Source organism: Novosphingobium sp. 9U (assembly GCF_902506425.1).
Classification (GTDB): domain Bacteria; phylum Pseudomonadota; class Alphaproteobacteria; order Sphingomonadales; family Sphingomonadaceae; genus Novosphingobium.
Map to the genome: position 1 here is coordinate 2,186,206 of NZ_LR732469.1, position 22,900 is coordinate 2,209,105.

The following is a 22,900-nucleotide window of genomic DNA, read 5'->3' on the forward strand; positions in this document are numbered from 1 at the left end:
GCGGCGCCGGGGCGCGGCATTGCGCTTTGCTTGGATCGCATCGAGCGCTAACCTGCATGGTTTAGGCGCCTTCGCAGAGCATAAGGACACCGCATGAAGGATATGGGGAGCTGGAACGAGGGCGATTGGATCGCGGCCATCGCCGCGATCGCGCTCTTCGCGGTGCTGGCGATCGGAGGGATCATCTCCACGCGCAAGAGCGAGGAGTTCGCCGGCCATCCCCGCGGCCTGTTCGTGCTGTTCTATGCCGAGATGTGGGAGCGGTTTTCCTACTACGGCATGCGCGCGCTGCTGGTGCTCTACCTTGCCAAGTTCTGGCTGTTCACCGATGGCAAGTCGAACCTGATCTACGGCGCCTACACCGCGCTGGTCTACATCACCCCGGTGCTCGGCGGCTATCTGGCCGACCGCTACCTGGGGCAGCGCAAGGCGGTGTTCTACGGCGGCGTGCTGCTGGCGATCGGTCACTTGTTCATGGCCGTGGAGGGCATGCACGGCGTGACCGACCCCGCCACCAAGCAGGCGGATCCCGCGATCAACGTGTTCTGGCTGGCGCTGTCGCTGATCATCGTCGGCTCCGGATTCCTGAAGGCCAACATCTCGGTCATCGTCGGGCAGCTCTATCGCATGACCGACCCGCGCCGCGACGCTGCCTACACGATCTTCTACATGGGCGTGAACACCGGTGCGGCTCTTGGCACGATCCTGGTGGGCTACCTGGGTGAGACGATCGGCTGGTCGTGGGGCTTTGGCCTCGCCGGCATCGGCATGGCGCTGGGCCTGGTGATCTTCACGCTGGGCAAGCCGGCCCTGCGCGGCAACGGCGAGCCGCCGGTGCCGCTCGCCCGCAGCCGCGAATGGATGCTTTACGGCATCGGCCTTGCCTCGGTCGTGGTGATCTGGCTGCTGGTACAATACCAGGACGTGATCCAGACGCTGTTGATCATCTCGGGCCTCGCGATGCTGGCCTACACCCTGTACGAAGCGTTCAAGCTGCCCAAGGACGCGCGAGAGCGGATCTTCGCGATCCTGTTCCTGATTGCGCTCAATCCGGTGTTCTGGGGTCTGTTCGAGCAGGCGGGCGGCTCCTTGAGCCTCTATACCGACAAGTACGTGGACCGTGGCGGGGTGCCGACCAGCCTGTTCCAGTCGATCAACCCGATCTACATCGTCCTGTTCGCGCCGATGTTCGCGGCCTTGTGGCAGTACCTCGGCCGCAAGGGGATCGAGCCCAGCGCGCCGGCCAAGTTCGGCTATGCGCTGATCCAGGTCGGCCTGTCGTTCCTGGTCTTCGTATGGGGCGCGAACGCGGTGGGGCCGGCGGTGATGACGCCGGTGATCTTCGTGTTCCTGATCTACCTCCTGCAGACCACGGGCGAGCTGTGCCTGTCCCCGGTTGGCCTCTCGGCGATGACGCGGCTTTCGCCCGTGCATCTAGGCAGCTTCATCATGGGCGCTTGGTTCTACATGACCGCTGTCGGCAACTTCGTCGCCGGCAAGATCGGCGAGGCGACGGGCGGCGAGAGCGGCGAGATGAGCAAGGAGCTGACCCTGGCGATCTACTCCAAGATCGGCTGGATCACGATCGCGATCGCGGTGGTGGTGCTGGCGCTCTCGCCCATCGTGAAGCGCTGGATGCACGTCGACACGCTGGAGGATCGCCATCCCGAGGACGACCTTGGCGGACAGGCGCAGGCCGGAATCGACAACCAGGAAGCCGGCTTCCACCCAGCAGTGAAGCCGCACTGATCGTTGCTCGGCACGTACCCTCGGGCAGGTGCGTGAACCGGTAGGGTCGTCTGCGCATTGAGCACGGATGACCCGACCACGCATCGATACGCCCGACAAGACGCCGCTGCTCAGCCTGCTGCTGGGATATGGTCCCGCGCTCGTCATCCTTGTGGCAGGCGCGCTGGCGCTGGCGGACGTGCCATGGGCGCTGACCTTCGGCATGCTCTGGTCGTCCGCGATCCTGATCTTCCTGGCGGGCGTGGTGCGGGGCCTCAGCTTCTTCACCGAAGGCGGCCCACGACTGAGCCAGGTGGCGGTGATGGGGGTGCGGTTCGGCTGTGGGCTGCTCGCGCTGATCCTGCCGCCGGTGCTAGCGGCACCGGTGCTTGCGGTGGGGTACCTGAGCTCGCTGGTCTACGATCCGTTCGCGGCACGCAGCGGCGCCGCGCCGCGCTACTTCGTCAAGCTGCGCCCGCCGCAGATCGGAATCGCGCTGGTCGGGCTGGTGCTGCTGTTTGTGGCAGCGGGTGGGACTTGATCAGGTAGATCGAGGGGGGCGCTGGGAGGCTTCTAGAAGCTCAGCCTGGCCCGACGCAGACGAGGAGCTAAGCCCGCGCCTCGCTGACCCCGGTGCTGTTGTGGCGCAAGGCCTTCAGCACCGTGTCGACGATCTGCGGCGCATTCAGCCCCGCCTCGTCGTACTGCTTCTCAGGCTTGTCGTGGTCCTGGAACACGTCGGGCAGGCGCATGGTGCGGATCTTCAGCCCGCCATCAGTGAGCCCCTCGTCACTGGCCAGCGTCAGCACGTGCGCGCCGAGGCCTCCGATCGAGCCCTCCTCGACCGTGACGACCACTTCGTGGCTGAGCATCAGCTTGCGGATCAGATCCGAATCGAGCGGCTTGGCAAAACGCAAGTCCGCCACCGTGGTCGAGAGCCCTTTCGCCTCGAGCACGTCCGCCGCCTTGAGCGCTTCGGCGAGGCGCGTGCCGAGCGAGAGGATCGCGACCTTGCTTCCCTCGCGCACGATGCGGCCCTTGCCGATCGCGAGCAGTTCAGGCGTCTCGGGCAGCGGCACCCCGACGCCGTTACCGCGCGGGTAGCGGAAGGCGATCGGCCCGGCATCGTATTCGGCCGCGGTGTGGACCATGTGGACCAGCTCGGCTTCGTCCGCCGCGGCCATGACCACCAGGTTGGGCAGGGTGGCCAGATACGTCACGTCGAACGAGCCTGCGTGAGTCGCGCCGTCCGCTCCGACCAGGCCGGCGCGGTCGATCGCGAAGCGCACCGGCAGGTTCTGGATCGCGACGTCGTGCACCACCTGGTCGAACGCGCGCTGCAGGAAGGTCGAGTAGATCGCGCAGAACGGACGCATGCCTTGGGCGGCGAGGCCGGCGGCGAACGTCACCGCGTGCTGCTCGGCAATGCCGACGTCGAACGTGCGCTCGGGGAAGGTCTGGCCGAACTTGTCGAGCCCGGTGCCGCCCGGCATCGCCGCCGTGATTGCGCAGATGCGGCTGTCACGCTGCGCTTCGGCGAGCAAGGCAGCGGCAAAGACGTTGGTGTAGCTGGGCGGACCGCCCGCGCTCTTGACCTGTTCGCCGGTGATCACATCGAACTTCTGCACCGCGTGCAGCTTGTCGGCCGCGGCTTCGGCGAGCGCGTAGCCCTTGCCCTTCTGCGTCACCACATGGATCAGGATCGGGCCGGCGGCGGCGTCGCGCACGTTTTCCAGCACCGGAACCAGCGCATCAAGGTCGTGTCCGTCGATCGGGCCAACGTAGTAGAAGCCCAGCTCCTCGAACAAGGTGCCGCCCATGGCCATGCCGCGGGCGAACTCGTCGGTCTTGCGCGCGGCATTGTGCAGCGGACGCGGCAGCTTGCGGGCGAACTTGCGGGCGAGTTCACGCAGGCCCAGGAACTGGCCCGAGGAGACCAGACGCGCGAGGTAAGCCGAGAGCCCGCCCACCGGCGGCGCAATCGACATGTCGTTGTCGTTCAGGATCACGACCAGGCGATTGCCCGCATCGCGCGCGTTATTCATCGCCTCGTAGGCCATCCCGGCGCTCATCGCGCCGTCGCCGATCACCGCGATGCCGCGGCCCGGCGAACCGGTCAGCTTGTTGGCGATGGCAAAGCCCAGCGCCGCCGAGATCGAGGTGGAGCTGTGTGCGGTGCCGAACGGATCGTATTCGCTCTCACTGCGCTTGGTGAAGCCCGAAAGGCCGCCACCCTGGCGCAAGGTGCGGATGCGGTCACGCCGCCCGGTCAGGATCTTATGCGGGTAGGCCTGGTGACCCACGTCCCAGATCAGCCGGTCGTCGGGCGTGTTGAACACGTAGTGCAGCGCGACCGTCAGCTCGACCACGCCGAGCCCCGAGCCGAAGTGCCCGCCGGTCTGTCCTACCGCCGAGATCATCTCGGCACGCAGTTCGTCCGCCAGCTGGCGCAGCTGTGCCGGCTTCAGCTTGCGCAGATCGTCAGGGGTGTTGACGGTGTCGAGGAGTGGCGTTGCCGGTTCGGCTGTCATGTCAGGCTTCTACACGTGCGTTGTCATGCTGTCGAATAGCGACACGGTGCCTTATGACTGTGATGCCCCGAAGGACAGGAAAAACCGCTAGGCGCCTCGGTGATCCTGGGAGCGTATGCTTCGTCGTTCCGAGGGCCGTGCGCCCGCCCGGATCCTCAACCCCTGGTGAACGCGGCCTTATAGAGCGCCGGGTACGTCTGCTTCAGAGCGGCAACCTTGGGCGCATCCCAGCGGCGGATGTAGCCGTGGTCTGGATTTCGCGCGGCGAAGTCCTGATGATAGCTCTCTGCCGGGTAGAAGCCGCGGAACGGCTCGATGCGCGTCGCGATCGGGCGGGACCACAGGCCCGACTTGCCCAGTTGCGCCACATAGGCGCGGGCGACCCGGGCCTGCTCGGCATTCAGCGGCACCAGGGCGGAGCGGTACTGCGTGCCCACGTCCGGACCCTGGCGATCGCGCAATGTCGGGTCGGCGATGAGCGAGAAGTAGACGCGCAGCAGTTCGTCGTAACGCACCACGCTGGGGTCCCAGGTGACGCGCACCGCTTCAGCATGCCCGGTATCGCCGCCGCTCACGGTCTCGTACTGCGCAGTCGCCTTCGCGCCGCCGCTATAACCGGAGACGGCGCTAGTCACGCCCTTGACGTGGCTGAACACCGCCTCGACGCCCCAGAAGCAGCCGCCGGCGAACACCGCCGTCTCGCGCTTGCCGGTGTCGTGCGAGGTCACTGCGGCGGCTGGCGCCTGCACCACGTCCGCATGCGCGGTCGCGCTGCAGGCGGCGAGCAGCGGCAGGACCACGAGGGCGGCGCGCGAGGCCATGATCAGCGGTGCGCCGTCGCGGCGTGCGCGGGCGGGACGATGCCGTTGGCGATGCCCGTCGCCGCGTCCATACCGAGCGCGCCGAGCACCAGCGCAGCACCACCGGCGAAGCCGAGCACGAAAAAGCGAGTGAATTCGGTCTTGAGGAAGTTCATATGCAATTCCGATCGTGGTCTGTTGCAGCCCGCCGTCCAGACGGGACCTGCTCTCCATGCGATTGCGCTGGCCTGAATGCGGCGTGCAGATCGCCTTCATCTCGACGAACGGCATCGAGTTGGCGATCAATGACAGTGCCGCTACGGCACTGCCTCACCACTGCAACAAAGGTGATTTCAGTGGCGGAAGTGGCGCATGCCGGTGAAGACCATCGCCAGGCCCGCCTCGTCCGCGGCCTTGATGACGTCCTCGTCGCGGATCGAGCCGCCCGGCTGGATCACCGCGGTCGCGCCCGCTTCGGCCGCGGCGAGCAAGCCGTCGGCAAAGGGCAAGAACGCATCGGAGGCCACTGCGCTGCCCACCGTGCGCGGGCTCGCCCAGCCATACGTCTGCGCGGCTTCGGCGGCCTTCATTGCGGCGATGCGCGACGAGTCGCGGCGGTTCATCTGGCCCGCGCCGATGCCGGCGGTGACCCCGTCCTTGGCGTAGACGATCGCGTTGGACTTCACATGGCGCGCCACCGTCCAGGCGAAAAGGCAGTCCTTCAGCTCCTGCTCCGTGGGCGCGCGCTTTGTCACGACCTTGAGGTCGGCTTGCGTGATCGCGCCATTGTCGCGGTCCTGCACCAGAACGCCGCCGGCGATCACCGCCACGGTCTGGCCGATGCGGCGCGGATCGGGCAAGTCGTCGGACAGCAGCAGGCGCAAGTTCTTCTTCTTCGCGAACGCGGCGCGGGCCGCCTCGTCGGCGCCGGGCGCCACGACGACTTCGGTGAAGATCTGGCAGATCGCCTCAGCCGTGGGTCCGTCGAGCGGCACGTTGGAGGCGACGATGCCGCCGAACGCCGAAACGCTGTCACACTGCAGCGCGCCGTTCCACGCTTCCAGCAGCGAGGAGCCTTGCGCGACGCCACAGGGATTGGCGTGCTTGACGATGATGATGGCGGGCGCTTGGCCACGAAACTCGGCGGCGAGTTCCAGCGCAGCGTTGGCGTCGTTGTAGTTGTTGTACGACAGCTCCTTGCCCTGCACCTGCTCGGCCTGCGGCAGGCCTTTGGTGTGCGCCCCCGTCGGCAGGTAGAGCGCAGCGTCCTGGTGCGGGTTCTCGCCATAGCGCAAGCTTCCGGCGAGCACGCGCGTCTGGCTGACCTTGGGGGCGAACTTCTCACCCTGATCGACGCCGGCGAACCACTGGCTGATCGCCGAGTCGTAGGCTGCGGTCGCGGCAAAGGCGCGCGCGGCCAGGCGCTTGCGGAAGTCGAAATCGGTGGCGCCGTCGTTGGTCTCGAGCTGGGTCAGCAACTCGGCATAGTCCGCCGCATCGGTGACGATCGCGACATATGCGTGGTTTTTGGCGGCTGAGCGCACCATCGAGGGGCCGCCGATGTCGATGTTCTCGATCACCTCGTCGCGCTCGGCGCCCTTGGCGACGGTCGCCTCGAAGGGATAGAGGTTGACCACCACCAGATCGATCGCGCCGATGCCATGCTCGGACATCGCAGCAGCGTGCTCGGCATTGTCGCGTACCGCCAGCAGCCCGCCGTGGACCATCGGATGCAGCGTCTTGACGCGGCCGTCCATCATCTCGGGAAAGCCGGTGAGGTCGGAGACGTCCTTCACCGTCAGCCCGGCTTCGCGCAGCGCCTTGGCGGTGCCGCCGGTTGAGACCAGCTCCACGCCCCGAGATGCCAGTGCCTGGCCCAGTTCGGCGAGACCGGTCTTGTCCGAGACAGACAGGAGCGCGCGGCGGACGGGGACGAGCTGGGTCATGGTAGGCTTTCGGAAACGTGGCTTTCGCGCGCGCTCCTAGAACGGGATGGCCTCTTGTTGAAGCACTTCATTTTCGATCGGCACGAACGGGGAGGGGCTGCTCGGCTTGGCCTGGCCGACGATCTCACCCCATCTTCTTGAGCAGCCAACCGAAGTTGCCGCCGCCGCGTGACACCAGCCCCTGAAGCACCAGCTGCTGCGTCGCCACCGGGCGGCCCTGGCCGTCGACCCACAGGCTGTCCTCCAGCGCGATCTCGCAGCCGGAGGCGATGAACTGCCAGTAGCTGCCGTCAGGCAGAGCCAGCCCGGCGCCCTGGCCGTTTTCCGACAGGCCAACCTCGACGTCGGGGCCCAGGTGGAAGCGGATGGCAAAGCCGACCTTGCCGCGCTTGGCCTTGCGGGTGGAAGGCAGCAGCAGGTCCTCGCCACGCAGCTCGGTGCCGTCGTCGCGCAGGATCAGGATGCGGCGATGGGTCAGGCCATAGCGGCCGGCATAGCCGTTGTGACTGGCCTCCAGGCGAGTCGCGGAGGAGCCACCGGCATCGATGGTGCGCCGTTCGATGTCGACTTCCGAAACACCGACGCCGATCGCACCGTTGATCAGGATTGCGGTGGAGTTCGCATCGTCCAGCGTCAGCGTCGAATGCGCCGCGGTGGCGCGCAGGCCTTGCTCGAGCCGCACCGGCACCAGCCCACCGGCTGCCGCGGCGCCGCCACAGTTGACGATCAGCCGCTGGCCCGCATGCGACATCTCGAACGCGAGCGTCGAGGCGCAACCGAACCGCGCGTGGCGGGGCATCGGCGGCGGTGCCGCATCGAACTGCAGCACGGTCCTGGCTGCCAGTACGCGCTGATAGCCCCACTGGCGCACGTCGCGCAAAGGCCGGGTGCGCACGCCGCTCGCTTCGATGAGGGTGACGACCTCGTCCTCCTCGATCGCCCAGCCGCCTTGCCAATTGCCGAGCGCGCTGTCGGAATGGACCAGCGCCAGCAGCGGCGGCACCAGCAACCCGATCATCGTCTCCACGGCCTTGGGCGGCTCGCGGCGGGTGGCGCGGTAGCAGGCGCGCAGGCGCACCAACAGCGCGATCGCGTCCATCTGCGCGATGGGACTGCGCGACAGGACGCCGCCGTCTTCGCCCACCAGTTCGCCCAGCGCCTTGATCAGTCCGGCCTCGCCATAGAGCCGGCGCGGCTTGCCGTCCGGCAGCAGCAGCCCGGCCGCGACGATCGCCGCCCAGCCGCCGAGTTCGGCAAGGCCGTCCTCCGCATGGCCGACGTTGCGATCCAGCCAGCGCGCGGTCTCGTTCATGGCGCGCAGCGCGCGGCTGCGCAGCGCCTTGTCGCCCGACAGGATCAGCGGCGCATGCACCAGCCAGGCGAGCAGCCGCATGCCGGTGTTGCCCACCGTCCAGGCCGGGCCCTTGCCCGGGCGCGCGGGCGGCTTGGGGTTGGCGTTGAGCCAGGTGTTGAGGATGCGCTCGGCAATCGGCGTGACTTGCGCGCGCGGGGCGCTGGCCTCCAGGTCGGCAAGCCAGGAGAAGCCGTGCACCACGCGTTCGAGCGGCGGAGTGAAGCGCGATGCGCCGGCATAGTCGACTTGCGCGATCGGCGTCTTGGCGCCGTGGATCAGGAAGTGCCCGGCCCGCAGCGCGGTGCCCGACACGCGATTGCCGGGCAGCGGACTGGTGACGGTCGCCAGCAACCGCAGCTTGGCCTTCTTGCCCATCGGCGAGACCAGCATCGAGCCGGGCACGCCGATGCGATAGGCGAGCCGGATCAGCCGCTCGCCCGTGCCGATCTCGGGCGGTGTGAAGTCGGTCAGCGCCAGGGCGCGGCCAGGCTCGATTAGTTCGCCGTTGGCGGCGGTGACGTGCGGCTCGCCGTCAAGGGAAGTGCCGCGATCCTCGTCCTCCAGCACGCCCTCCTCGGTCTTCGCATGGAGCGGTATCGCCCGAGGCTCGCTGCGGTTCCTTGCGACCGGGCGGGTTCTCGTGCGCACCTCCTGTTTCACGCCGGTCAGTCCAGACCCTTGAGCGTGCGGATATTGGCGGCGTAGCGTTCTGGCCCACCGCGGAACGTAGCGGTTCCGGCCACGAGGACGTCGGCGCCGGCATCGACGCAGGCGGATGCGGTGGTCGCATCCACTCCGCCATCGACCTCCAGCCGAATGTCGCGGCCGGCCTTGTCGATCATCTTGCGCACGGCCTCGATCTTGCGCAGCTGGCTGGAAATGAAGCTCTGCCCGCCGAAGCCCGGATTGACGCTCATGATCAGCACCAGGTCGATGTCGTCGATCAGGTAGTCGAGCATCTTGGCGGGCGTGGCGGGGTTAAGCGAAATGCCGGCCTGCTTGCCCAGGCCCTTGATCGCCTGCACCGTGCGGTGGATGTGCGGCCCGGCCTCAGGATGAACGGTGATGATGTCGGCCCCGGCGGCGGCGAATGCCTCCAGGTAAGTGTCGACCGGCGAGATCATCAGGTGGACGTCGAACGGCTTGGTCGTGTGCGGGCGCAGCGCCTTCACTACGGCCGGGCCGATCGTGATGTTGGGCACGAAGTGTCCGTCCATCACGTCGACGTGGATCCAGTCGGCCCCGGCTTCGTCGATCGCGCGGATCTCTTCACCCAGGCGGGCGAAGTCGGCAGACAGGATGGAAGGGGAGATAAGTGGCACGGGCATGCGTGGAAATGTCCTTTATGGGCGATTAGACCACCATATCTTGTGCGGACAAGCTGGCGCCATCGCGTTCTCCACAAGCGATGGTGCGGCCGGCAGGTATTTGTCCCAGGAGCACCCGTTCAGGATGCGGTACCGCGCGCGTGACTGCCAATTCAGTCCGGATTAAGCGGCCTTGCGGCAAGACGAAACGAAGGCGAACGGGGCTCACGACACACCGGCGGCTTGAACATGCGGCATGCGTCGGCCGCGGAAAGACAATCAGGACATGATCAACACCAGTTTCTCTCGACCTTTTGCAACGACCCTGGCGGGCGCGGCGCTGGCCGCCTTCGCTTTGGCGAGCGCTGCTCCGTCGGCGGCGCAGTACAAGCAAGAAGTGCGCAATGACATGCACCGCTGCGAAAGCGGCGACGGGCCGGCTGTGCTGGTGAATGTGGAGGGTGTGAAGAGCTCTGCCGGCAAGGTGCGCATCCAGACTTACCGCGGCACGTCGGCGGATTGGCTGCAGAAAGGCCGCTGGCTCTCCCGGATCGAGGTGCCGGCGCGCGCGGGGCGGATGACGTTCTGCCTGCCGGTGCCGGGCGCGGGCTCCTACGCGGTGGCCGTGCGCCACGATGTCAACGGCAACGGCGGTACCGACATCCGCACCGATGGCGGCGGCATGTCGAACAACCCGAGCATCAACATCTTCAACCTCGGCAAGCCGAGCGTGAGCAAGACGGCATTTCCCGTCGGCAACGGCGTGAAGGCGATCCGGATTGAGATGAAGTACTTGTAAGCGGCAGAAGGCTCGTCACTCGTGCGATGGTGCGGGTCCACCGCCTGAGCATGCGCCAGACGGACCAGCTGGAGATGTAGACCCGCCTTCCGGGGGTATGACGAAGGCTAGCCGATCAGCGCGCGCACTTGCGTGAGGTCGCCGGGCTTGTCGACGTCGACCGCCGCCAGCCCGTCGCGCGCGGGCACGGCAGCGGCGGCGATGCCGATGCGCTGGCCGAGGCGGCCGATTGCCTCCGCCATCGTCAGCTTGCCCAGCCCGTAGCGCCACAAGGTTCCGGCGCCGAGCCGCGCGGCGATGCGCCAGGGGCGCTTGCGGTCGGCCTCCACTGCCGCCCAGGTCGCGATCGCCGCCTGCGCGTGCGCGTTCGCCAGCAGGAACAGGTTGCAACCCGACCAGCCGCCATCGGCCAGCTTGAGGTAAGTCCTTCGCGTGCCCGGCAGCGCGCGCTTCACGACATCGCGATGGGCCAGCAGCACGGCGACGTCGGCGGTCGGGGGCGCATCGGCCAGGAAGTCGTGCACCCACTCGGGCCGCAGCAGCGCATGGTCGGCGGTGGTCACCAGCATCGGCGCACCCAGCAGAGCGAACGCCGCCGCAACGCTGGCGCTCGGCCCGGGCCCGGTGGGCGCGACCTTGCAGCCGAGTGTCTCCGCCAGGGCGACCACGGCGGGTTCGTTGGCGCTGACCGCGATCGTCTCGCAGCCAGCCTGGCGCAGAGCCTGGACGACCCGGGCCAGCATCGGCACGCCGCCGACCTCGATCAGCGCCTTGTGCGCCACGTTCTCGGCAAGGGCGAGGGGATCGGGCGCGCCGGGGCGCGAGCCGGCGAGCACCAGAGCGGCAGGCGCCATCAGCGCTCCGCCTGCCGCGCGCGCCAGACCTGCCACAGCACGGCCGGGGCGGCCAGCACCGGGTGCTTCTCTCGCCAGGGGGTCAGCTTGACGGGTATGCCGGTGTGCCGCTCGATCTTCCACGCACCATAGCGCGCCGCGCCTTCGAAGGTGGTCGATGCGCGTACCAGACGTACCAGGTTGTAGGGCTTGCCCAGGCGTTGCCGCCGCTGCCACCAGCGGAGCAGGGCTGCCCGGCGTGCCGGCGCCAGGGCAGGGCGCAGCGTTCCATCAGCGTCCCGCGCGAAGGCCACGCCTTGCGCCTCCAGCGCCAGCGGCAGCAAACCATCGAAATGCGCAGCGTTGGCGGCCAGGATCGACTCCTCGCGCCCGCCACGCTCGATGCGGAACTCCGCCGCGTAGGTTGCGCGGAACAAGGCGCGCCAGTACGCGTCGGCCGTGCCCTCTTCCGGACCGAGCGCGACGGCCAGCCGCGCCGCCGTCCGGGCGGCCTGTGCGAACGCATCGCGGATCGCCAGCGCGGAAGCGTCGTCACGGCTCCAGGCGAGTGCGCTGGGCTGAACGAAGCGTGCCCAGATCGTGGTGTCGATCAGCTGGCCGGCCGCGGCGGCCGCGAACGTCGCGAGCGTCATGGTCGCCACTTTCGCGCGCAGTACCGTGCCGTCGCGCTCCCATTCATGGTAGCTGACGCGGGGCCAGATGCCGCGCTCGATCGGTCCGGTGGTGAGTACGTAGAAGTCGAGCACACCCTCGGTTAGGCCGGTGCGCAAGTTCGAGCCGTAGAACAGCACGCCCTGCGCCTCAGGATTGACGAGGCGCTCGGCAAAGGCGCGGACCTCGGGGATCACGGGCCGGCCAAGCGCCGCCTCCACGCGCGCGGCGAGGGTCTCCCTCATGGCACCACGAAGGTGAGCTGCGGCCCTTCTTCCAGCACGTAGTGACCCGAGGGAAACTCTTCGCCATCAAGGATGAAGGCGCCGCCCAAGTCGAAGTCGAGCGGGCCGGAGGCGACCCGATGCGCGCCAGCGCGCTGCATGAACCTGGGCAGGAAGCCCAGCAGGATCATCGGCAGCAGCATCAGCACCCAGCGCACCGGCGCGTCGAGCACTGCGAGCTTGAGCCCAGGCGGCGGGTTTTTGCCGAACAGCCGCAGCCCTAGCGGAAAGCGCTCGAATGTGGAGGCGACCGCCAGGAAGCGCTCGTCGGGCTTGCCGGGTCCGCGTCGGGGCAGCTCGCGTCCCGTCACCAGGTTGCGCACCCGCATGCGCGTGCTTGCCCGGAACGGATTTCCGGCGCGGCCGAACACGATCTGGATGATGCACCAGGCGATCGTCAGGCCTACGGCAAAGCTGTTGAAGGCGCCGCGGCGGTGGGCGGCCTGGCCTGCTCCAGTGCCGATAGTGAACACGCCCGAGCCGAGGAAGAAGCCGAGTATGCTGCTTTCTGCGCTTTCACGTCCGCCATCACGCCCGGCTCCACGCGAACTGATTCGCATCGGCCGACGCTGGATCACGCTGCCGCTGCGCGCCGCGACCAGCGCCTCGGCCAGGCTCCAGTGGTTGGGCAGGCCCAGGTCGACCGCCAGCGCGTTGGTCTTGCCCTTGGGCAGAACGATCAGCGCGGGCCATTCCTCGCCGAAGATATCGGCGCCGCACGTCAGTACGTCACGCACGGTGCCGTCGCCGCCGTCGATCACCAGGTAGTCGATGCCGCGCGCGGCGAAATCCTGGAGGCTGACGCGCAGTGCCTCGCGGCTGCGGGGAGCCTCGGTCAGGATGTTGGAACAGTCGGCAAGCTCCGCTTCCAGGCCCTTGTTGCGGTGGCTGCGGGGATTGCGGACGATGCCGACCAGCGGAACCGCGCGGGCACGCGGCGCGTAGGGCGCCGATCGAGACACCGCTGCAGGCCCTTGTCGCCCAGTTCGGGGAAGGGTTTCGAATTCGTAGATCGTTCCGTGCACAACCCCGCCTACTTAGGGACCGCCACTGCGGAAATCACCTGCAAATGGCGGTCCGTTACGATCCTGCTACAGTTTTGTTGAAGGCACAGGCGCCTGCCACGCCGCTCCTGCATTGCCGCAGCGCGGCCGCTCGATTAGGGCCGCAACGATGGTTGAGACCCACACGACGCCCGCTTTTGCGACCATCGGCAGCAACGCCACGTCCCTCTGGGGCCTCAGCGTCGAGGAGCGCGTGCGGCGGATCGCCATCGCCGCGAAGCTGGCGCCGCGGCAGGACCAAGCGGCCCCGGTGGTGCTCGCCAACGCCGCCTATGCCTTCGATCCGGCCTGGTTCCGCCATGTCGCGGCGCAGACAGGCCTCGTACTGACGGTGGGCGGCGTGCCCGTGCTCGCGCACGCTCGCGACGGCGCGGAGGCCGACGCGATCCAGGCTGCCATCGAAGGCGAGCAGCCGCTGGCAAATGCCGGCACGCTCCATGTGCTCGCCTACGAGGACGGCCCGACGATCGAGAACAAGGCGCTGCGCAAGCGCGAGACGCCGTTCGTCATGCCGCTGCGCGCGAACACGGTGCGGGCGATCGAGCGCGCCAGCTACTTCGGCGCCTACAAGGGCGTCACCGACATCCTGACCAAGTACTTGTGGCCGGAGTGGGCGCTGGTGCTCACCCGCATCTGCGCGAAGCTGGGCCTGACGCCCAACATGGTGACGACGATCGGTGCAGTGCTGTGCGTGCTCGCCACCTGGTGCTTTGCCGAGGGGCGCTACTGGCTGGGCATGCTGCTGGGGCTGGGCTTCATGGTGCTCGACACCGTGGACGGCAAGCTGGCGCGCTGCACCATCACCTCCTCGGCGTGGGGCAATGTGTTCGACCATGGCATGGACCTGGTCCATCCGCCGTTCTGGTGGTGGTTCTGGGCGACCGGGCTGGTCCACTGGAACCTTGGTTACGACGATACGACGTTCTGGTGGGTGCAGGGCGTGATCCAGCTCGGCTACTGGGTGCAGCGCCTGATCGAGGGCGTGTTCATGCGCCAGAACGGGATGATGCACATCCACGTGTGGCGCCGGTTCGACAGCCGGTTCCGCCTGATCACCGCACGGCGCAATCCCAACATGGTGATCCTGTTCGTATCGATGCTGTTCGCCCGGCCGGACCTGGGCCTGATCGTGGTCGCCTGGTGGACCGCGATCTCGTGCCTTGTTCATGCCATTCGGCTGGTCCAGGCATGGCTCTTCCGCAGCCGCGGCGGCACGATCGTCAGCTGGCTGTCCGATGAAGGAGCTGCCGCGCGATGAACGCTACGATCCAGAAGTTCGGCTATCCCGCCACGCTGGTGGCCGAATACGCGCACTGGGTGGTGCTGCTGCGTCCCGCCCAGCCGACGCTCGGCAGCTTGGTGCTCGCCGCCAAGTCCGATGCTACAGCGTTCGGTGACTTGCCTGCGGAAGCGCATGCCGAACTCAAGACCGCCACCGCTGCGATCGAGCGCGTGCTGGGCGCGTTCGTCGGATATGCCAAGCTGAACTACCTCATGCTGATGATGGTCGACCCGCACGTCCACTTCCACGTGATCCCTCGCTATGAGGGCACGCGCGAGTGGCAGGACCTCAGCTTCCCCGACGCCGGCTGGCCCAAGGTGCCCGACCTCAACGCAGCCGTGGCGCTGGAACCTGGGGTAATTACGCAGATGGTTGGGGAGCTTTCCGCCGCCTTCTGAGTTGTGGCTGGGTGGCCGCTCTCACGATTTTCCTTCACCAGCTTGCTGCGACCGGTGTCGCGCGCAACGCGATCGCCATCGCGCACCACATGAACGCAGCGGGTTGGCGCGTCGCCCTGGTGACGGTCAAACCCGGTGGCGATCTGGCCGAGCAGGCGCACGGCCTCGATCATGTCGTGCTCGGCGGCCCGCATCTGCCGCGCAAGCTGGAGCTGCTGCGCGCGGTGCCGGCTCTTCGCCACGAGATAGAGCGGCTCGCCCCCGATGTGCTGCTCTCGGCGGGCAACCACGCGCACCTGGCGGCGCTGACCGCCATGCAGAGCCTGCCGGCCGGCACTCGGCCCGCGACCGTCTACCGCATCAGCAACGACCTGGCGCACAATGCCGCGACCGGCGATCCACTATCGGCTCTCAGCATCAGGCGCCTGATCGCTCATCGGGTGGTACGTGACGCCACGCGCCTGGTGCTGGTCTCGCCGCATCTTGCCGCCGATCCGCTGCTGACCAAGGCGCTGGTGAGCGGCAAGGCGCAAATCATCGCCAACGGTGTCGACGTCGACCACGTCCGCGCTCGTGCGGACGAGCCTTGTCTGCATCCGTGGGGCGGCGAAGCGATACCGATCGTCCTCGGGGTCGGACGCCTGGCGCGCCAGAAGAATTTCGCCAGCCTGGTGGAGGCCTTTGCCCAAGCCCGCGCGCAGCGGCCCTTGCGGCTGATCCATGTCGGCGGAGGCGCCCCGGCCGAGTGCGAACGGTTGCAGGAGCTAGCGACCAAGCTGGGCGTTGCGGCCGATGTCGCGTTCGTCCCTCGGACCAGCAATCCGTTTCCGTACTTTCGCGCTGCCTCGGTGCTCGCCCTGCCGTCAGTCTGGGAAGGCTCGGCCAATGTCCTCCTCGAAGCGCTCGCCTGCGACCTGCCGCTGGTCGCCTCGCGTCTCGCGGGCAACGCCGCGGAGGTCCTCGGCCATGGCCGCTACGGCGTGCTGGTCGATCCGTACGATCCTGCCGAGATGGCGCGTGCTATCCTTACTCAGACCGATCCGGCCAGCGTGGTACGTCCGGCGGGCCGCGCGGCCGCTTACGATCGCTCGCGTGCCTTGGGCGACTACCAGGCCCTGTTCGAGGAGCTAGCCTGTTTCGCGACGGAGCGCACCGCCAGCCGCTGAGGGAAAGCTCAGGCCGCGGCCCAGCGGTCCGTCAGCGCGGTCGCGATCTCGATGTCGTTGAGGAAGTCGACTTCCGCCCACTCGCCACCTTCGATGGAGACGGTGCCGACCTTGCCGGTCGGCGCGATGCTGTCGATCACCTTCAAGTACCAGTGCTGCACCCCCTCGGGCGTGCGCATCGCCTTGCGCACCGTCTCGCGGAACAGCTCCACGCCTTCACCGCGAAAGGCGAGGAAGCCGATCGATTCGGCGTTCGACTGCGCCGCCGTCAGCGTCTTGCCGATGTGGACCAGACGCTCACCGTCTCGCTCCACCTTCATGTCGTCGCTGTCATAGGCGTCCTTGACGTCGACCGTGACAGCGATCGGCCAGCCCCGATCCTGCTGGACCGTGCGCACGATCTCTTCCGATACCAGCGTGTCGCCGTTGAGGATCAGGAAATCCTGCGCCATCTGCTCGCGCACGATCCAGCATGAGCCCAGGTTGTCGGCCACTTTGTAGAACGGATTGAAGCGCGTGGTGATCGTCACTCGCGGGTCGTCGATCCGGGCGACGACTTCGTCGACCATGTCGGTCATGAACCCGGTGACGACGTCGATGTGCTTCACGCCGCCGCGGGCCAGCATCTCGATCTGCCATTCCAGCAGGGTGCGGCCCGAGAAGTCGATCAGGCACTTGGGGCGCTCGGCGGTGAGCGGCAGCATGCGCGAGCCCTGGCCCGCGCTGAGGAGAATGGCGTGTTCGATCATCGCTGCGCTCTACCTGCCTCTGGCCCCGAGCGGAAGTCGCAGCGTGTATCAGTGTCGGGTTCGCGACTCGCCCGGCTTGCCAGCTTTGGGGGAAAGGCGCAAAGGAGCGGCGATGCCCGCCGGTCGCGCCAAGTCTAGCTCAGCCTCCAGCTCGCCCCCTAGTTCACCCATTGCGCGGATCCTGGCCAACACCGCCTGGCTGCTGGGCGGCAAGGGTTTCGGCGCGCTGTGCTCGATCGTCTACCTGGCGATCCTGACGCGCACGCTGGGCTTGAAGGGTTTCGGCCACTTCTCGCTGATCTTCGGCACCGCGCAGGCATTGATCGCGATCGCTGGGTTCCAGACCTGGCGCGTCGTCGTGCGCTATGGCGCCAGCCATGTGCATGAGAAGGATTGGGCCGCGTTCGGCCGGCTGGGCATGTTCGCTGGCGTGCTCGACGCGGTGGGTGCCTTTTGTGGGTGCCTGATCGCCGCGGTCGTGTTCTTCGGCTTCGCGCACTTGCTGGACCTCAACCAGGACTACATCGTACCCGGCTTCCTGTTCTGCTGCGCGCAGCTGTGGGCGTTGGTGTCGGCGCCCACCGGCATGGTGCGGGCCATGAACAAGTTCCAGATGGCGGTCTATGTCGAGGCGGTGGTGCCGGTCGGCCGCCTGGTCGGCGCGGTTGCCGTATGGCTGCTGGCGCCCAGCGTAGGCTGGTTCCTGTTCGTCTGGGCCGTCGTCGACCTCCTCGAGGCGGTGCTCTACTGGGCCATGGCCAAGCGGCTGTGCCCGGAAGCCGTGCAGATGGCGCACCTCAAGGGTTATCGCCGCGCACTGGACGAGAACCCGGGGCTCTGGCGTTTCTTCCTGGTGACTTTTGCCGGATCGACGCTCGACGCGCTGACCAAGAACGGGCCGCTGCTGATCGTCGGCGGCATCGTCGGCACGCGCGCCGCCGGTCTCTACCGCCTTGCCAGCCAGCTCAGCCAGGCACTGAGCAAGTTTTCGACCATGCTGACCCGCGCCGTCTATGCCGAAGTCTCGCGCATGCGGGTCGCTTCCAGCCTGCAGGAATTCCGCAAGCTGGCGGTGCAGACCAGCCTCATCGCCGGTGCGGGCGGGCTCGTGGTGGTCGGCATCGCGCTGGTCGCCGGGCGCGGGTTGCTGGGCCTGATCGGCGGCACGGCCTTCGAAGGCGGCGCGGCGATCCTGGTGCCGCTCGCGCTCGCTGCCAGCTTCGATTTGGCGAGCGTCGCGTTCGAACCGGTGCTGCACTCAACCGGCAAGGCGCAGCTTTCGCTCACCGCCCGGCTGATCGGGCTGGCGGTGCTGGGGATCGCCATGGCCCTGCTGATCCACACCGGCCCGAGCGGCGCGGCCTGGGCGGTCGCGCTGGGGTCGGCGGCGCTCTACGTGGTCATGGGGCTGATGGCCTTCGTCACGCTGCAACGCATGAAGGGTGACGAGCCACTCCAGCCGGCCGAGCAGTCCAGCCTGTAAGCCACCTCGACATGGCACCGTGGCGCCCTATGCTGGCGGGCATGACCACAACGCTCGTCGCCGATGCCGTCGGCCTGGCGGACCGGATCACCGGTTTGCGCCGCGCCATCCATGCCGAACCCGAGATCGGCCTGCACACGCCGAAGACTCGCGACAAGATCCGCGCCGCGCTGGCGCACCTGCCGCTGACCTGGCGCGAGGGACCCTCGACCACCGGCCTCGTCGCGACGCTGAAAGGCGGGGCGGGAGCCGAAAGCTGGCAGGCGCGCTCGGTGCTGCTACGCGGCGACATGGACGCTCTGCCCATGCCTGAGGAGACCGGGCTCGACTTCGCATCCCGAGTGCCCGGCGTGATGCACGCCTGCGGCCATGACGCGCACGTTGCCATGCTGGCGGGCGCGGCCGAGCTGCTCTGTGCGCGTGCGGGCGAGCTGCGCGGCGAAGTGCGCTTCATGTTCCAGCCCGGCGAGGAGGGCTACCACGGCGCGCGCTTCATGCTTGAGGACGGCCTGCTCGGCGGCGGTGACGACGGCGTGCCGCTGCCCGACGCCGCTTTCGCGCTACACGTCATGCCCAATGCGCCGCATGGTGTGTTCGGCGGGCGAGCCGGCGCGCTGCTCGCCTCGGCCGACCAGATCGGCATCCGCGTGATCGGGCGCGGCGGCCATGCCTCGATGCCGCACGGCACGCTCGATCCGATGCCGGTCGCGTGTGAGATCGTGACGGCGCTCCAGGCCATGGTGACCCGCAAGTTCAGCGTCTTCGACCCGGTGGTGGTGACGATCGCCAAGATCGAGTGCGGCACCGCGCACAACGTCATCGCCGACACCGCACAGCTGACCGGCACGATGCGCTCGCTATCCCCCGCCAGCCGCGCCCGACTGCGTGAAGAGGTGCACAACCTTGCCGCGGGGATCGCCGGCGCCCACGGCCTGACGGCCGAAGTGACGATCCAGGAGGGCTTCCCCGTCACCCTCTGCGATGCCCGCGCCGTCGACTTCGGCGAGCAGGTGGCCCGCGATCTGTTCGGCCACTTCCTGCGTTTGCCGGACCCGATCATGGGCGCCGAGGACTTCGCCTATGTGCTGGAGAAAGTGCCCGGTGCGATGTTCTTCCTGGGCGTCAGCCACGAAGGAGAGGACTGGCAGCACTGCTGCGGCATCCACTCGACCCGAATGCGCGTGGACGAGAGCACGATGCCCTTGGGTGCGGCCTACCTGGCAGGCTTGGCCGAGCGGTACTTGGCCGAGGGGTTTGGGGCTTAGGGTGAACCCGGAGGTGGGCTGGCGGGCTTCGACAAGCTCAGCCCTGGCGGTGTAAAAGTAAACCGCATCTGCGAGGCTGAGGCCTTACACTACACCGCCAGGGCTGAGCTTGTCGAAGCCCGCCCCCAACGGTGCGATTTACCCAAGCCAAGCTCAAGCCCGCAGGTCTTCCCACTCCGGGTGCCGCTTGAAGGCCACCGCGACGTAGCTGCACATCGGCTGGATCTTGAACCCGCTCTCGCGCGCATCGGCCACCAGCGCCTCGACCAGCCGGGCCGCCACGCCGCGGCCGCCGATCTCGGGCGGGACCAGCGTGTGGTCGGCGATGTGGACGCCGTCGCGCTCCACCCAGGTCAGCCGACCGATCGAGTCGCTATCGGCCAGATGCGCCTGGTACTCACCCGCACCACCCCGGTCGTGCTTGGTGATGGTGAGGCCCAATCCGTTCTGTTGGGGTTCGCTTTCCTGGGCCACGTTGCGCTCCTGTCCTGCGGGGCGCGGGACTTGACGCGCCATCCATCCGGTAACAGGCGATATGGCCATGCAGTTTCTCTCCGACAATGCCGCCGCCGTCCACCCTGCCGTGTGGAGCGCGATGCTCGCCGCCGACGCGCCTGATTCGCCCTACGACACCGATGCCATCAGCCGTGAGCTCGACGCCGCCTTCTCCGCGCTGTTCGGGCGCGAGTGCACCGCCTTGTGGGTAGCGACCGGCACCGCGGCGAACTGCCTGGCGCTTGCCGCGATGGTGCCTCCGCACGGCGGGGTCGTCTGCCACCGCGAGGCGCATATCGAAGTGGACGAGGGCGGCGCGCCCGGCTTCTACCTTCATGGCGCCAAGCTGATGCTGGCCGAGGGAGCCAGCGCGAAGCTGACGCCCGATGCCATCGCTGGCGTCATCGACCCGATCCGCGACGACGTGCACCAGGTCCAGCCCCACGCCGTCTCGATCACCCAGGCCAGCGAATATGGCTGCGTCTACCGGCCCGCCGAAGTCGCGGCGATCGCGGATCTCGCCAAAGCCCGCGGGCTGAAGCTCCACATGGACGGCGCTCGCTTCGCCAACGCCGTCGCGCACATGGGCTGCACGCCGGCAGAGGCGTGCCAGGGCGTCGCCGCGCTCAGCTTCGGCTTCGTCAAGAACGGCGGCCTGGGTGCCGAGGCGATCGTGTTCTTCGACAGAAGCCTTGCCGATGTCGTGCGCTATCGTCGCAAGCGCGCCGGCCACTTGCAGTCCAAGGGCCGCTTCCTCGCCGCACAGATCCTCGCGATGCTGCGGGACGACCTGTGGCTGCAGAACGGGCGCGCCGCCAACGCGGCGGCCGCCGAGATCGCCGCGGCCGCGAGTGAGCGTCTGTTGCATGCCGTCGAAGCCAACGAGATCTTCCTGACCGTCTCGACGCAAGAGCGCGCCGCGCTGCGCGCGCAAGGCTTCTCGTTCTACGATTGGGGCGCGCAAGGTGCGCGGCTTGTCACGTCGTGGAACGCCGATGCCAGCCACGTCGATGCCCTTGCCCGGGCAATCCGCGCGCTATGAGCACCGAGGCGCCAGCGCCGCCGCCGCATGCACTGCTGCGGCCAGGCATCGCGATCCCGTTCCTGATCGTGGCGCTGATCTGGGGTTCGACATGGTTCGTGATCCTGGGGCAGAACACCGCCGCGCCGGTGGGCTGGTCGGTGACCTGGCGGTTTGTGATCGCGACGCCGGCGATGTTCGCGGTGGCGCTGGCGATGCGCCGCTCGCTCCGGCTCGGCGCGGCAGGGCAGCGGCTGGCGTTCTTCGTCGGGCTGACCCAGTTCTGCGGCAACTACAACTTCGTCTATCGGGCCGAGGAGTATCTCACCTCGGGCATCGTCGCGGTGATGATCGGGCTGCTGCTGGTGCCCAACACCCTGTTCGCGCGCGTCCTGCTGGGCCAGGTGATCACGCGCCGGTTCGCCATCGGCAGCGCGATCGCCATCGCGGGCTTGAGCCTGCTGCTGCTGCACGAAGCGCGCATGGCGCCGCTGGGCGGGCATGTGCCGCTCGGCGTGTTCCTGGCGCTGATGGCGATGCTGTGCGCCTCGATCTCGAACGTCATGCAGGCGAACGAGACGGGGCAGGGGCTACCCGCGGTGAGCCTGCTCGCCTGGGCAATGCTCTATGGCACGGGGTGCAATGCGGCGCTGGCCTGGGTGCTCTCCGGACCGCCGGTGATCCCGGCTGACGGGGCCTATTGGGCCGGCACCGCCTACCTGGCGATCGCAGGATCGGTGGTGACTTTCCCGATGTACTACACGCTGATTCGCCAGCTTGGCGCCGGCCGCGCGTCCTACAACGGCGTGGTGGTGATCGTCATCGCCATGCTGATCTCGACCGTGTTCGAGGGCTATCGCTGGTCGCTGCTGGCGGCGATCGGCGCGGCGCTGGCGATGGCGGGATTGGTCGTGGCCCTGAGGGCGCGCAGGCCGGTGGCGTAATCGGGGAAGCGCGGAGCCCAACCCAGCACGCGCTTCGCCTTGCCGTTGGCGACGCGCCGGTTCTCGGCATAGAAGCCGCGCGCCATCGGAGAGAGCTGCGCCGCCTCCAGGCTGAGCAACGGCGGCGGTGCCTGGCCGAGCAGCCGGCATGCTTCCTCCACCAGCGTGTTCTGGCTGCAGGGCAGGTCGTCGGCGAGGTTGTAGGCGCCGGCGGGTCCGTCCAGCCCTGCGAGCACGCCGGCGGCGATGTCCGCGACATGCACGCGGCTGAACACCTGCCCGGGCAAGTCGATGCGGTGCGCCCGAGCCTTGGCGATACGTTCGAACACGCTGCGGCCCGGACCATAGATGCCCGGCAGGCGATAGACCCGCGCGCCGCGTGCGAGCCACGCCGCATCCGCCTCCGCCCGCGCAGTCCGGCGCCCGGTGCCGACCGGTGCGCTCTCGTCCACCCACGCGCCGCCGGTGCCGCCGTAGACGCCGGTCGAGGAAAGATAGCTCAGCCGCTTGCCGGCCAGTGCGGCGCCATAGCGATCCAGCACCGGATCGAGCCCTTCGCCGCCGGGCGGCACGGAGGAGAGGACATGATCGCTATCGGCGAGCGCCAGGCGCACGTTGCCCTCGTCTTCGAAGGAGAGCGTGCCGGCGCTGCCGGTCGAGACGATCTCCCATCCGCGCGCTTGCAACGACTGGGCGATATGGCTGGCGGAGTAGCCAAGGCCGAAAATGAACATGCGAGGCATGACTCTTCCCCTATCCGTTCGTGTCGAGCGAAGTCG

General features: G+C 68.0%; 22 protein-coding genes. 10 read left to right on the plus strand and 12 right to left on the minus strand.

The genetic code is table 11. The annotated features are described in order from the left end of the window. The first annotated feature begins 93 nt into the window (after nucleotides 1-93). Entirely contained in the window at nucleotides 94-1,749 is a 1,656-nt protein-coding gene (locus GV044_RS10260; RefSeq protein ID WP_159869036.1) for a peptide MFS transporter, read from the plus strand. Between the two features lie 67 nt (nucleotides 1,750-1,816). Beyond that, nucleotides 1,817-2,269: a DUF3429 domain-containing protein gene (locus GV044_RS10265; RefSeq protein ID WP_159869039.1), complete on the plus strand. Its 453-nt coding sequence runs from the start codon at nucleotides 1,817-1,819 to the stop codon at nucleotides 2,267-2,269. A gap of 67 nt (nucleotides 2,270-2,336) precedes the next feature. Here GV044_RS10265 and dxs read toward each other — a convergent pair whose 3' ends face one another. The 6 genes from dxs to rpe form a co-directional block, all read right to left on the minus strand. After that, complete coding sequence (dxs, locus tag GV044_RS10270; protein ID WP_159869042.1) at nucleotides 2,337-4,259, minus strand: 1-deoxy-D-xylulose-5-phosphate synthase; 1,923 nt, start codon at nucleotides 4,257-4,259, stop codon at nucleotides 2,337-2,339. 155 nt (nucleotides 4,260-4,414) lie between these two features. Continuing rightward, nucleotides 4,415-5,080 carry a peptide-methionine (S)-S-oxide reductase MsrA gene (gene msrA, locus GV044_RS10275; RefSeq protein WP_159869045.1) on the minus strand — a complete coding sequence of 222 codons (666 nt, stop codon included), beginning with the start codon at nucleotides 5,078-5,080 and terminating at the stop codon, nucleotides 4,415-4,417. Nucleotides 5,081-5,082: 2 nt separating this feature from the next. Further along, nucleotides 5,083-5,235: a hypothetical protein gene (locus GV044_RS21835; protein ID WP_201299046.1), complete on the minus strand. Its 153-nt coding sequence runs from the start codon at nucleotides 5,233-5,235 to the stop codon at nucleotides 5,083-5,085. Nucleotides 5,236-5,412: 177 nt separating this feature from the next. Beyond that, nucleotides 5,413-7,005, minus strand: coding sequence for a bifunctional phosphoribosylaminoimidazolecarboxamide formyltransferase/IMP cyclohydrolase (gene purH / locus GV044_RS10280; protein ID WP_159869048.1), 1,593 nt, complete (start codon nucleotides 7,003-7,005; stop codon nucleotides 5,413-5,415). Between the two features lie 124 nt (nucleotides 7,006-7,129). Then, nucleotides 7,130-9,019, minus strand: a complete 1,890-nt coding sequence (locus GV044_RS10285; protein WP_236554848.1) for a heparinase II/III family protein — start codon at nucleotides 9,017-9,019, stop codon at nucleotides 7,130-7,132. 5 nt (nucleotides 9,020-9,024) lie between these two features. Continuing rightward, nucleotides 9,025-9,687, minus strand: a complete 663-nt coding sequence (rpe, locus tag GV044_RS10290) for a ribulose-phosphate 3-epimerase (protein ID WP_159869051.1) — start codon at nucleotides 9,685-9,687, stop codon at nucleotides 9,025-9,027. Between the two features lie 265 nt (nucleotides 9,688-9,952). Between rpe and GV044_RS10295 the strand changes: the two genes are divergently transcribed. Beyond that, nucleotides 9,953-10,465, plus strand: coding sequence for a DUF2141 domain-containing protein (locus tag GV044_RS10295; protein WP_159869054.1), 513 nt, complete (start codon nucleotides 9,953-9,955; stop codon nucleotides 10,463-10,465). Nucleotides 10,466-10,572: 107 nt separating this feature from the next. Here the strand turns inward: GV044_RS10295 and GV044_RS10300 are convergent, their stop codons facing one another. The 3 genes from GV044_RS10300 to GV044_RS10310 are packed head-to-tail and all read right to left on the minus strand — an operon-like array spanning nucleotide 10,573 to nucleotide 13,216. Next, the gene (locus GV044_RS10300; RefSeq protein WP_159869057.1) at nucleotides 10,573-11,319 is read right to left on the minus strand and encodes a nucleotidyltransferase family protein; all 747 of its coding nucleotides are present in this window, start codon (nucleotides 11,317-11,319) and stop codon (nucleotides 10,573-10,575) included. Continuing rightward, nucleotides 11,319-12,215 carry a hypothetical protein gene (locus tag GV044_RS10305; protein WP_159869060.1) on the minus strand — a complete coding sequence of 299 codons (897 nt, stop codon included), beginning with the start codon at nucleotides 12,213-12,215 and terminating at the stop codon, nucleotides 11,319-11,321. The genes GV044_RS10300 and GV044_RS10305 overlap by 1 nt, the downstream gene beginning before the upstream one ends. Beyond that, nucleotides 12,212-13,216, minus strand: a complete 1,005-nt coding sequence (locus tag GV044_RS10310) for an acylglycerol kinase family protein (protein WP_236554849.1) — start codon at nucleotides 13,214-13,216, stop codon at nucleotides 12,212-12,214. The genes GV044_RS10305 and GV044_RS10310 overlap by 4 nt, the downstream gene beginning before the upstream one ends. 211 nt (nucleotides 13,217-13,427) lie before the next feature. Here GV044_RS10310 and GV044_RS10315 point away from each other — a divergent pair, with 211 nt between their 5' ends. From GV044_RS10315 to GV044_RS10325, 3 genes are read left to right on the plus strand one after another with little or no spacing between them, the layout of a single operon-like run. Further along, the gene (locus tag GV044_RS10315) at nucleotides 13,428-14,576 is read left to right on the plus strand and encodes a CDP-alcohol phosphatidyltransferase family protein (RefSeq protein ID WP_159869066.1); all 1,149 of its coding nucleotides are present in this window, start codon (nucleotides 13,428-13,430) and stop codon (nucleotides 14,574-14,576) included. Beyond that, nucleotides 14,573-14,998: an HIT family protein gene (locus GV044_RS10320; protein WP_159869069.1), complete on the plus strand. Its 426-nt coding sequence runs from the start codon at nucleotides 14,573-14,575 to the stop codon at nucleotides 14,996-14,998. Before GV044_RS10315 ends, GV044_RS10320 begins: the two co-directional genes overlap by 4 nt. An 11-nt stretch (nucleotides 14,999-15,009) precedes the next feature. Next, nucleotides 15,010-16,164, plus strand: a complete 1,155-nt coding sequence (locus GV044_RS10325; protein ID WP_159869072.1) for a glycosyltransferase — start codon at nucleotides 15,010-15,012, stop codon at nucleotides 16,162-16,164. 8 nt (nucleotides 16,165-16,172) lie between these two features. Here the strand turns inward: GV044_RS10325 and GV044_RS10330 are convergent, their stop codons facing one another. After that, complete coding sequence (locus GV044_RS10330) at nucleotides 16,173-16,913, minus strand: sugar phosphate nucleotidyltransferase (RefSeq protein WP_159869076.1); 741 nt, start codon at nucleotides 16,911-16,913, stop codon at nucleotides 16,173-16,175. 112 nt (nucleotides 16,914-17,025) lie between these two features. Here GV044_RS10330 and GV044_RS10335 point away from each other — a divergent pair, with 112 nt between their 5' ends. Together GV044_RS10335 and GV044_RS10340 are read left to right on the plus strand one after the other, a co-directional pair. Next, a complete protein-coding gene (locus GV044_RS10335) occupies nucleotides 17,026-18,396 on the plus strand; it encodes a lipopolysaccharide biosynthesis protein (RefSeq protein WP_159869080.1) in 1,371 nt (456 codons plus the stop codon). A gap of 41 nt (nucleotides 18,397-18,437) precedes the next feature. Continuing rightward, nucleotides 18,438-19,661 carry a M20 family metallopeptidase gene (locus GV044_RS10340; RefSeq protein ID WP_159869083.1) on the plus strand — a complete coding sequence of 408 codons (1,224 nt, stop codon included), beginning with the start codon at nucleotides 18,438-18,440 and terminating at the stop codon, nucleotides 19,659-19,661. 153 nt (nucleotides 19,662-19,814) lie between these two features. Here GV044_RS10340 and GV044_RS10345 read toward each other — a convergent pair whose 3' ends face one another. Continuing rightward, complete coding sequence (locus tag GV044_RS10345) at nucleotides 19,815-20,135, minus strand: GNAT family N-acetyltransferase (protein ID WP_236554850.1); 321 nt, start codon at nucleotides 20,133-20,135, stop codon at nucleotides 19,815-19,817. 67 nt (nucleotides 20,136-20,202) lie between these two features. Between GV044_RS10345 and GV044_RS10350 the strand changes: the two genes are divergently transcribed. Next, a complete protein-coding gene (locus tag GV044_RS10350) occupies nucleotides 20,203-21,198 on the plus strand; it encodes a low specificity L-threonine aldolase (protein WP_159869089.1) in 996 nt (331 codons plus the stop codon). Then, nucleotides 21,195-22,121: a DMT family transporter gene (locus tag GV044_RS10355; protein ID WP_159869092.1), complete on the plus strand. Its 927-nt coding sequence runs from the start codon at nucleotides 21,195-21,197 to the stop codon at nucleotides 22,119-22,121. The genes GV044_RS10350 and GV044_RS10355 overlap by 4 nt, the downstream gene beginning before the upstream one ends. On the opposite strand, the gene GV044_RS10360 is transcribed toward GV044_RS10355, so the two are convergent. Beyond that, nucleotides 22,031-22,864, minus strand: a complete 834-nt coding sequence (locus GV044_RS10360) for an SDR family NAD(P)-dependent oxidoreductase (RefSeq protein ID WP_159869095.1) — start codon at nucleotides 22,862-22,864, stop codon at nucleotides 22,031-22,033. The genes GV044_RS10355 and GV044_RS10360 overlap by 91 nt on opposite strands. Nucleotides 22,865-22,900: the final 36 nt, after the last annotated feature.

Excerpts from the sequence above, each read along its gene's own strand:
- GV044_RS10300 (WP_159869057.1), bottom strand. The coding sequence starts at position 11,319 with ATGGCGCCTGCCGCTCTGGTGCTCGCCGGCTCGCGCCCCGGCGCGCCC.
- GV044_RS10265 (WP_159869039.1), top strand. The coding sequence starts at position 1,817 with ATGACCCGACCACGCATCGATACGCCCGACAAGACGCCGCTGCTCAGC.
- GV044_RS10305 (WP_159869060.1), bottom strand. The coding sequence starts at position 12,215 with ATGAGGGAGACCCTCGCCGCGCGCGTGGAGGCGGCGCTTGGCCGGCCC.
- GV044_RS10320 (WP_159869069.1), top strand. The coding sequence starts at position 14,573 with ATGAACGCTACGATCCAGAAGTTCGGCTATCCCGCCACGCTGGTGGCC.
- GV044_RS10330 (WP_159869076.1), bottom strand. The coding sequence starts at position 16,913 with ATGATCGAACACGCCATTCTCCTCAGCGCGGGCCAGGGCTCGCGCATG.
- purH (WP_159869048.1), bottom strand. The coding sequence starts at position 7,005 with ATGACCCAGCTCGTCCCCGTCCGCCGCGCGCTCCTGTCTGTCTCGGAC.
- dxs (WP_159869042.1), bottom strand. The coding sequence starts at position 4,259 with ATGACAGCCGAACCGGCAACGCCACTCCTCGACACCGTCAACACCCCT.
- GV044_RS21835 (WP_201299046.1), bottom strand. The coding sequence starts at position 5,235 with ATGAACTTCCTCAAGACCGAATTCACTCGCTTTTTCGTGCTCGGCTTC.
- GV044_RS10350 (WP_159869089.1), top strand. The coding sequence starts at position 20,203 with ATGCAGTTTCTCTCCGACAATGCCGCCGCCGTCCACCCTGCCGTGTGG.
- GV044_RS10355 (WP_159869092.1), top strand. The coding sequence starts at position 21,195 with ATGAGCACCGAGGCGCCAGCGCCGCCGCCGCATGCACTGCTGCGGCCA.
- GV044_RS10335 (WP_159869080.1), top strand. The coding sequence starts at position 17,026 with ATGCCCGCCGGTCGCGCCAAGTCTAGCTCAGCCTCCAGCTCGCCCCCT.
- GV044_RS10315 (WP_159869066.1), top strand. The coding sequence starts at position 13,428 with ATGGTTGAGACCCACACGACGCCCGCTTTTGCGACCATCGGCAGCAAC.
- msrA (WP_159869045.1), bottom strand. The coding sequence starts at position 5,080 with ATGGCCTCGCGCGCCGCCCTCGTGGTCCTGCCGCTGCTCGCCGCCTGC.
- GV044_RS10260 (WP_159869036.1), top strand. The coding sequence starts at position 94 with ATGAAGGATATGGGGAGCTGGAACGAGGGCGATTGGATCGCGGCCATC.
- GV044_RS10360 (WP_159869095.1), bottom strand. The coding sequence starts at position 22,864 with ATGCCTCGCATGTTCATTTTCGGCCTTGGCTACTCCGCCAGCCATATC.
- rpe (WP_159869051.1), bottom strand. The coding sequence starts at position 9,687 with ATGCCCGTGCCACTTATCTCCCCTTCCATCCTGTCTGCCGACTTCGCC.
- GV044_RS10295 (WP_159869054.1), top strand. The coding sequence starts at position 9,953 with ATGATCAACACCAGTTTCTCTCGACCTTTTGCAACGACCCTGGCGGGC.
- GV044_RS10340 (WP_159869083.1), top strand. The coding sequence starts at position 18,438 with ATGACCACAACGCTCGTCGCCGATGCCGTCGGCCTGGCGGACCGGATC.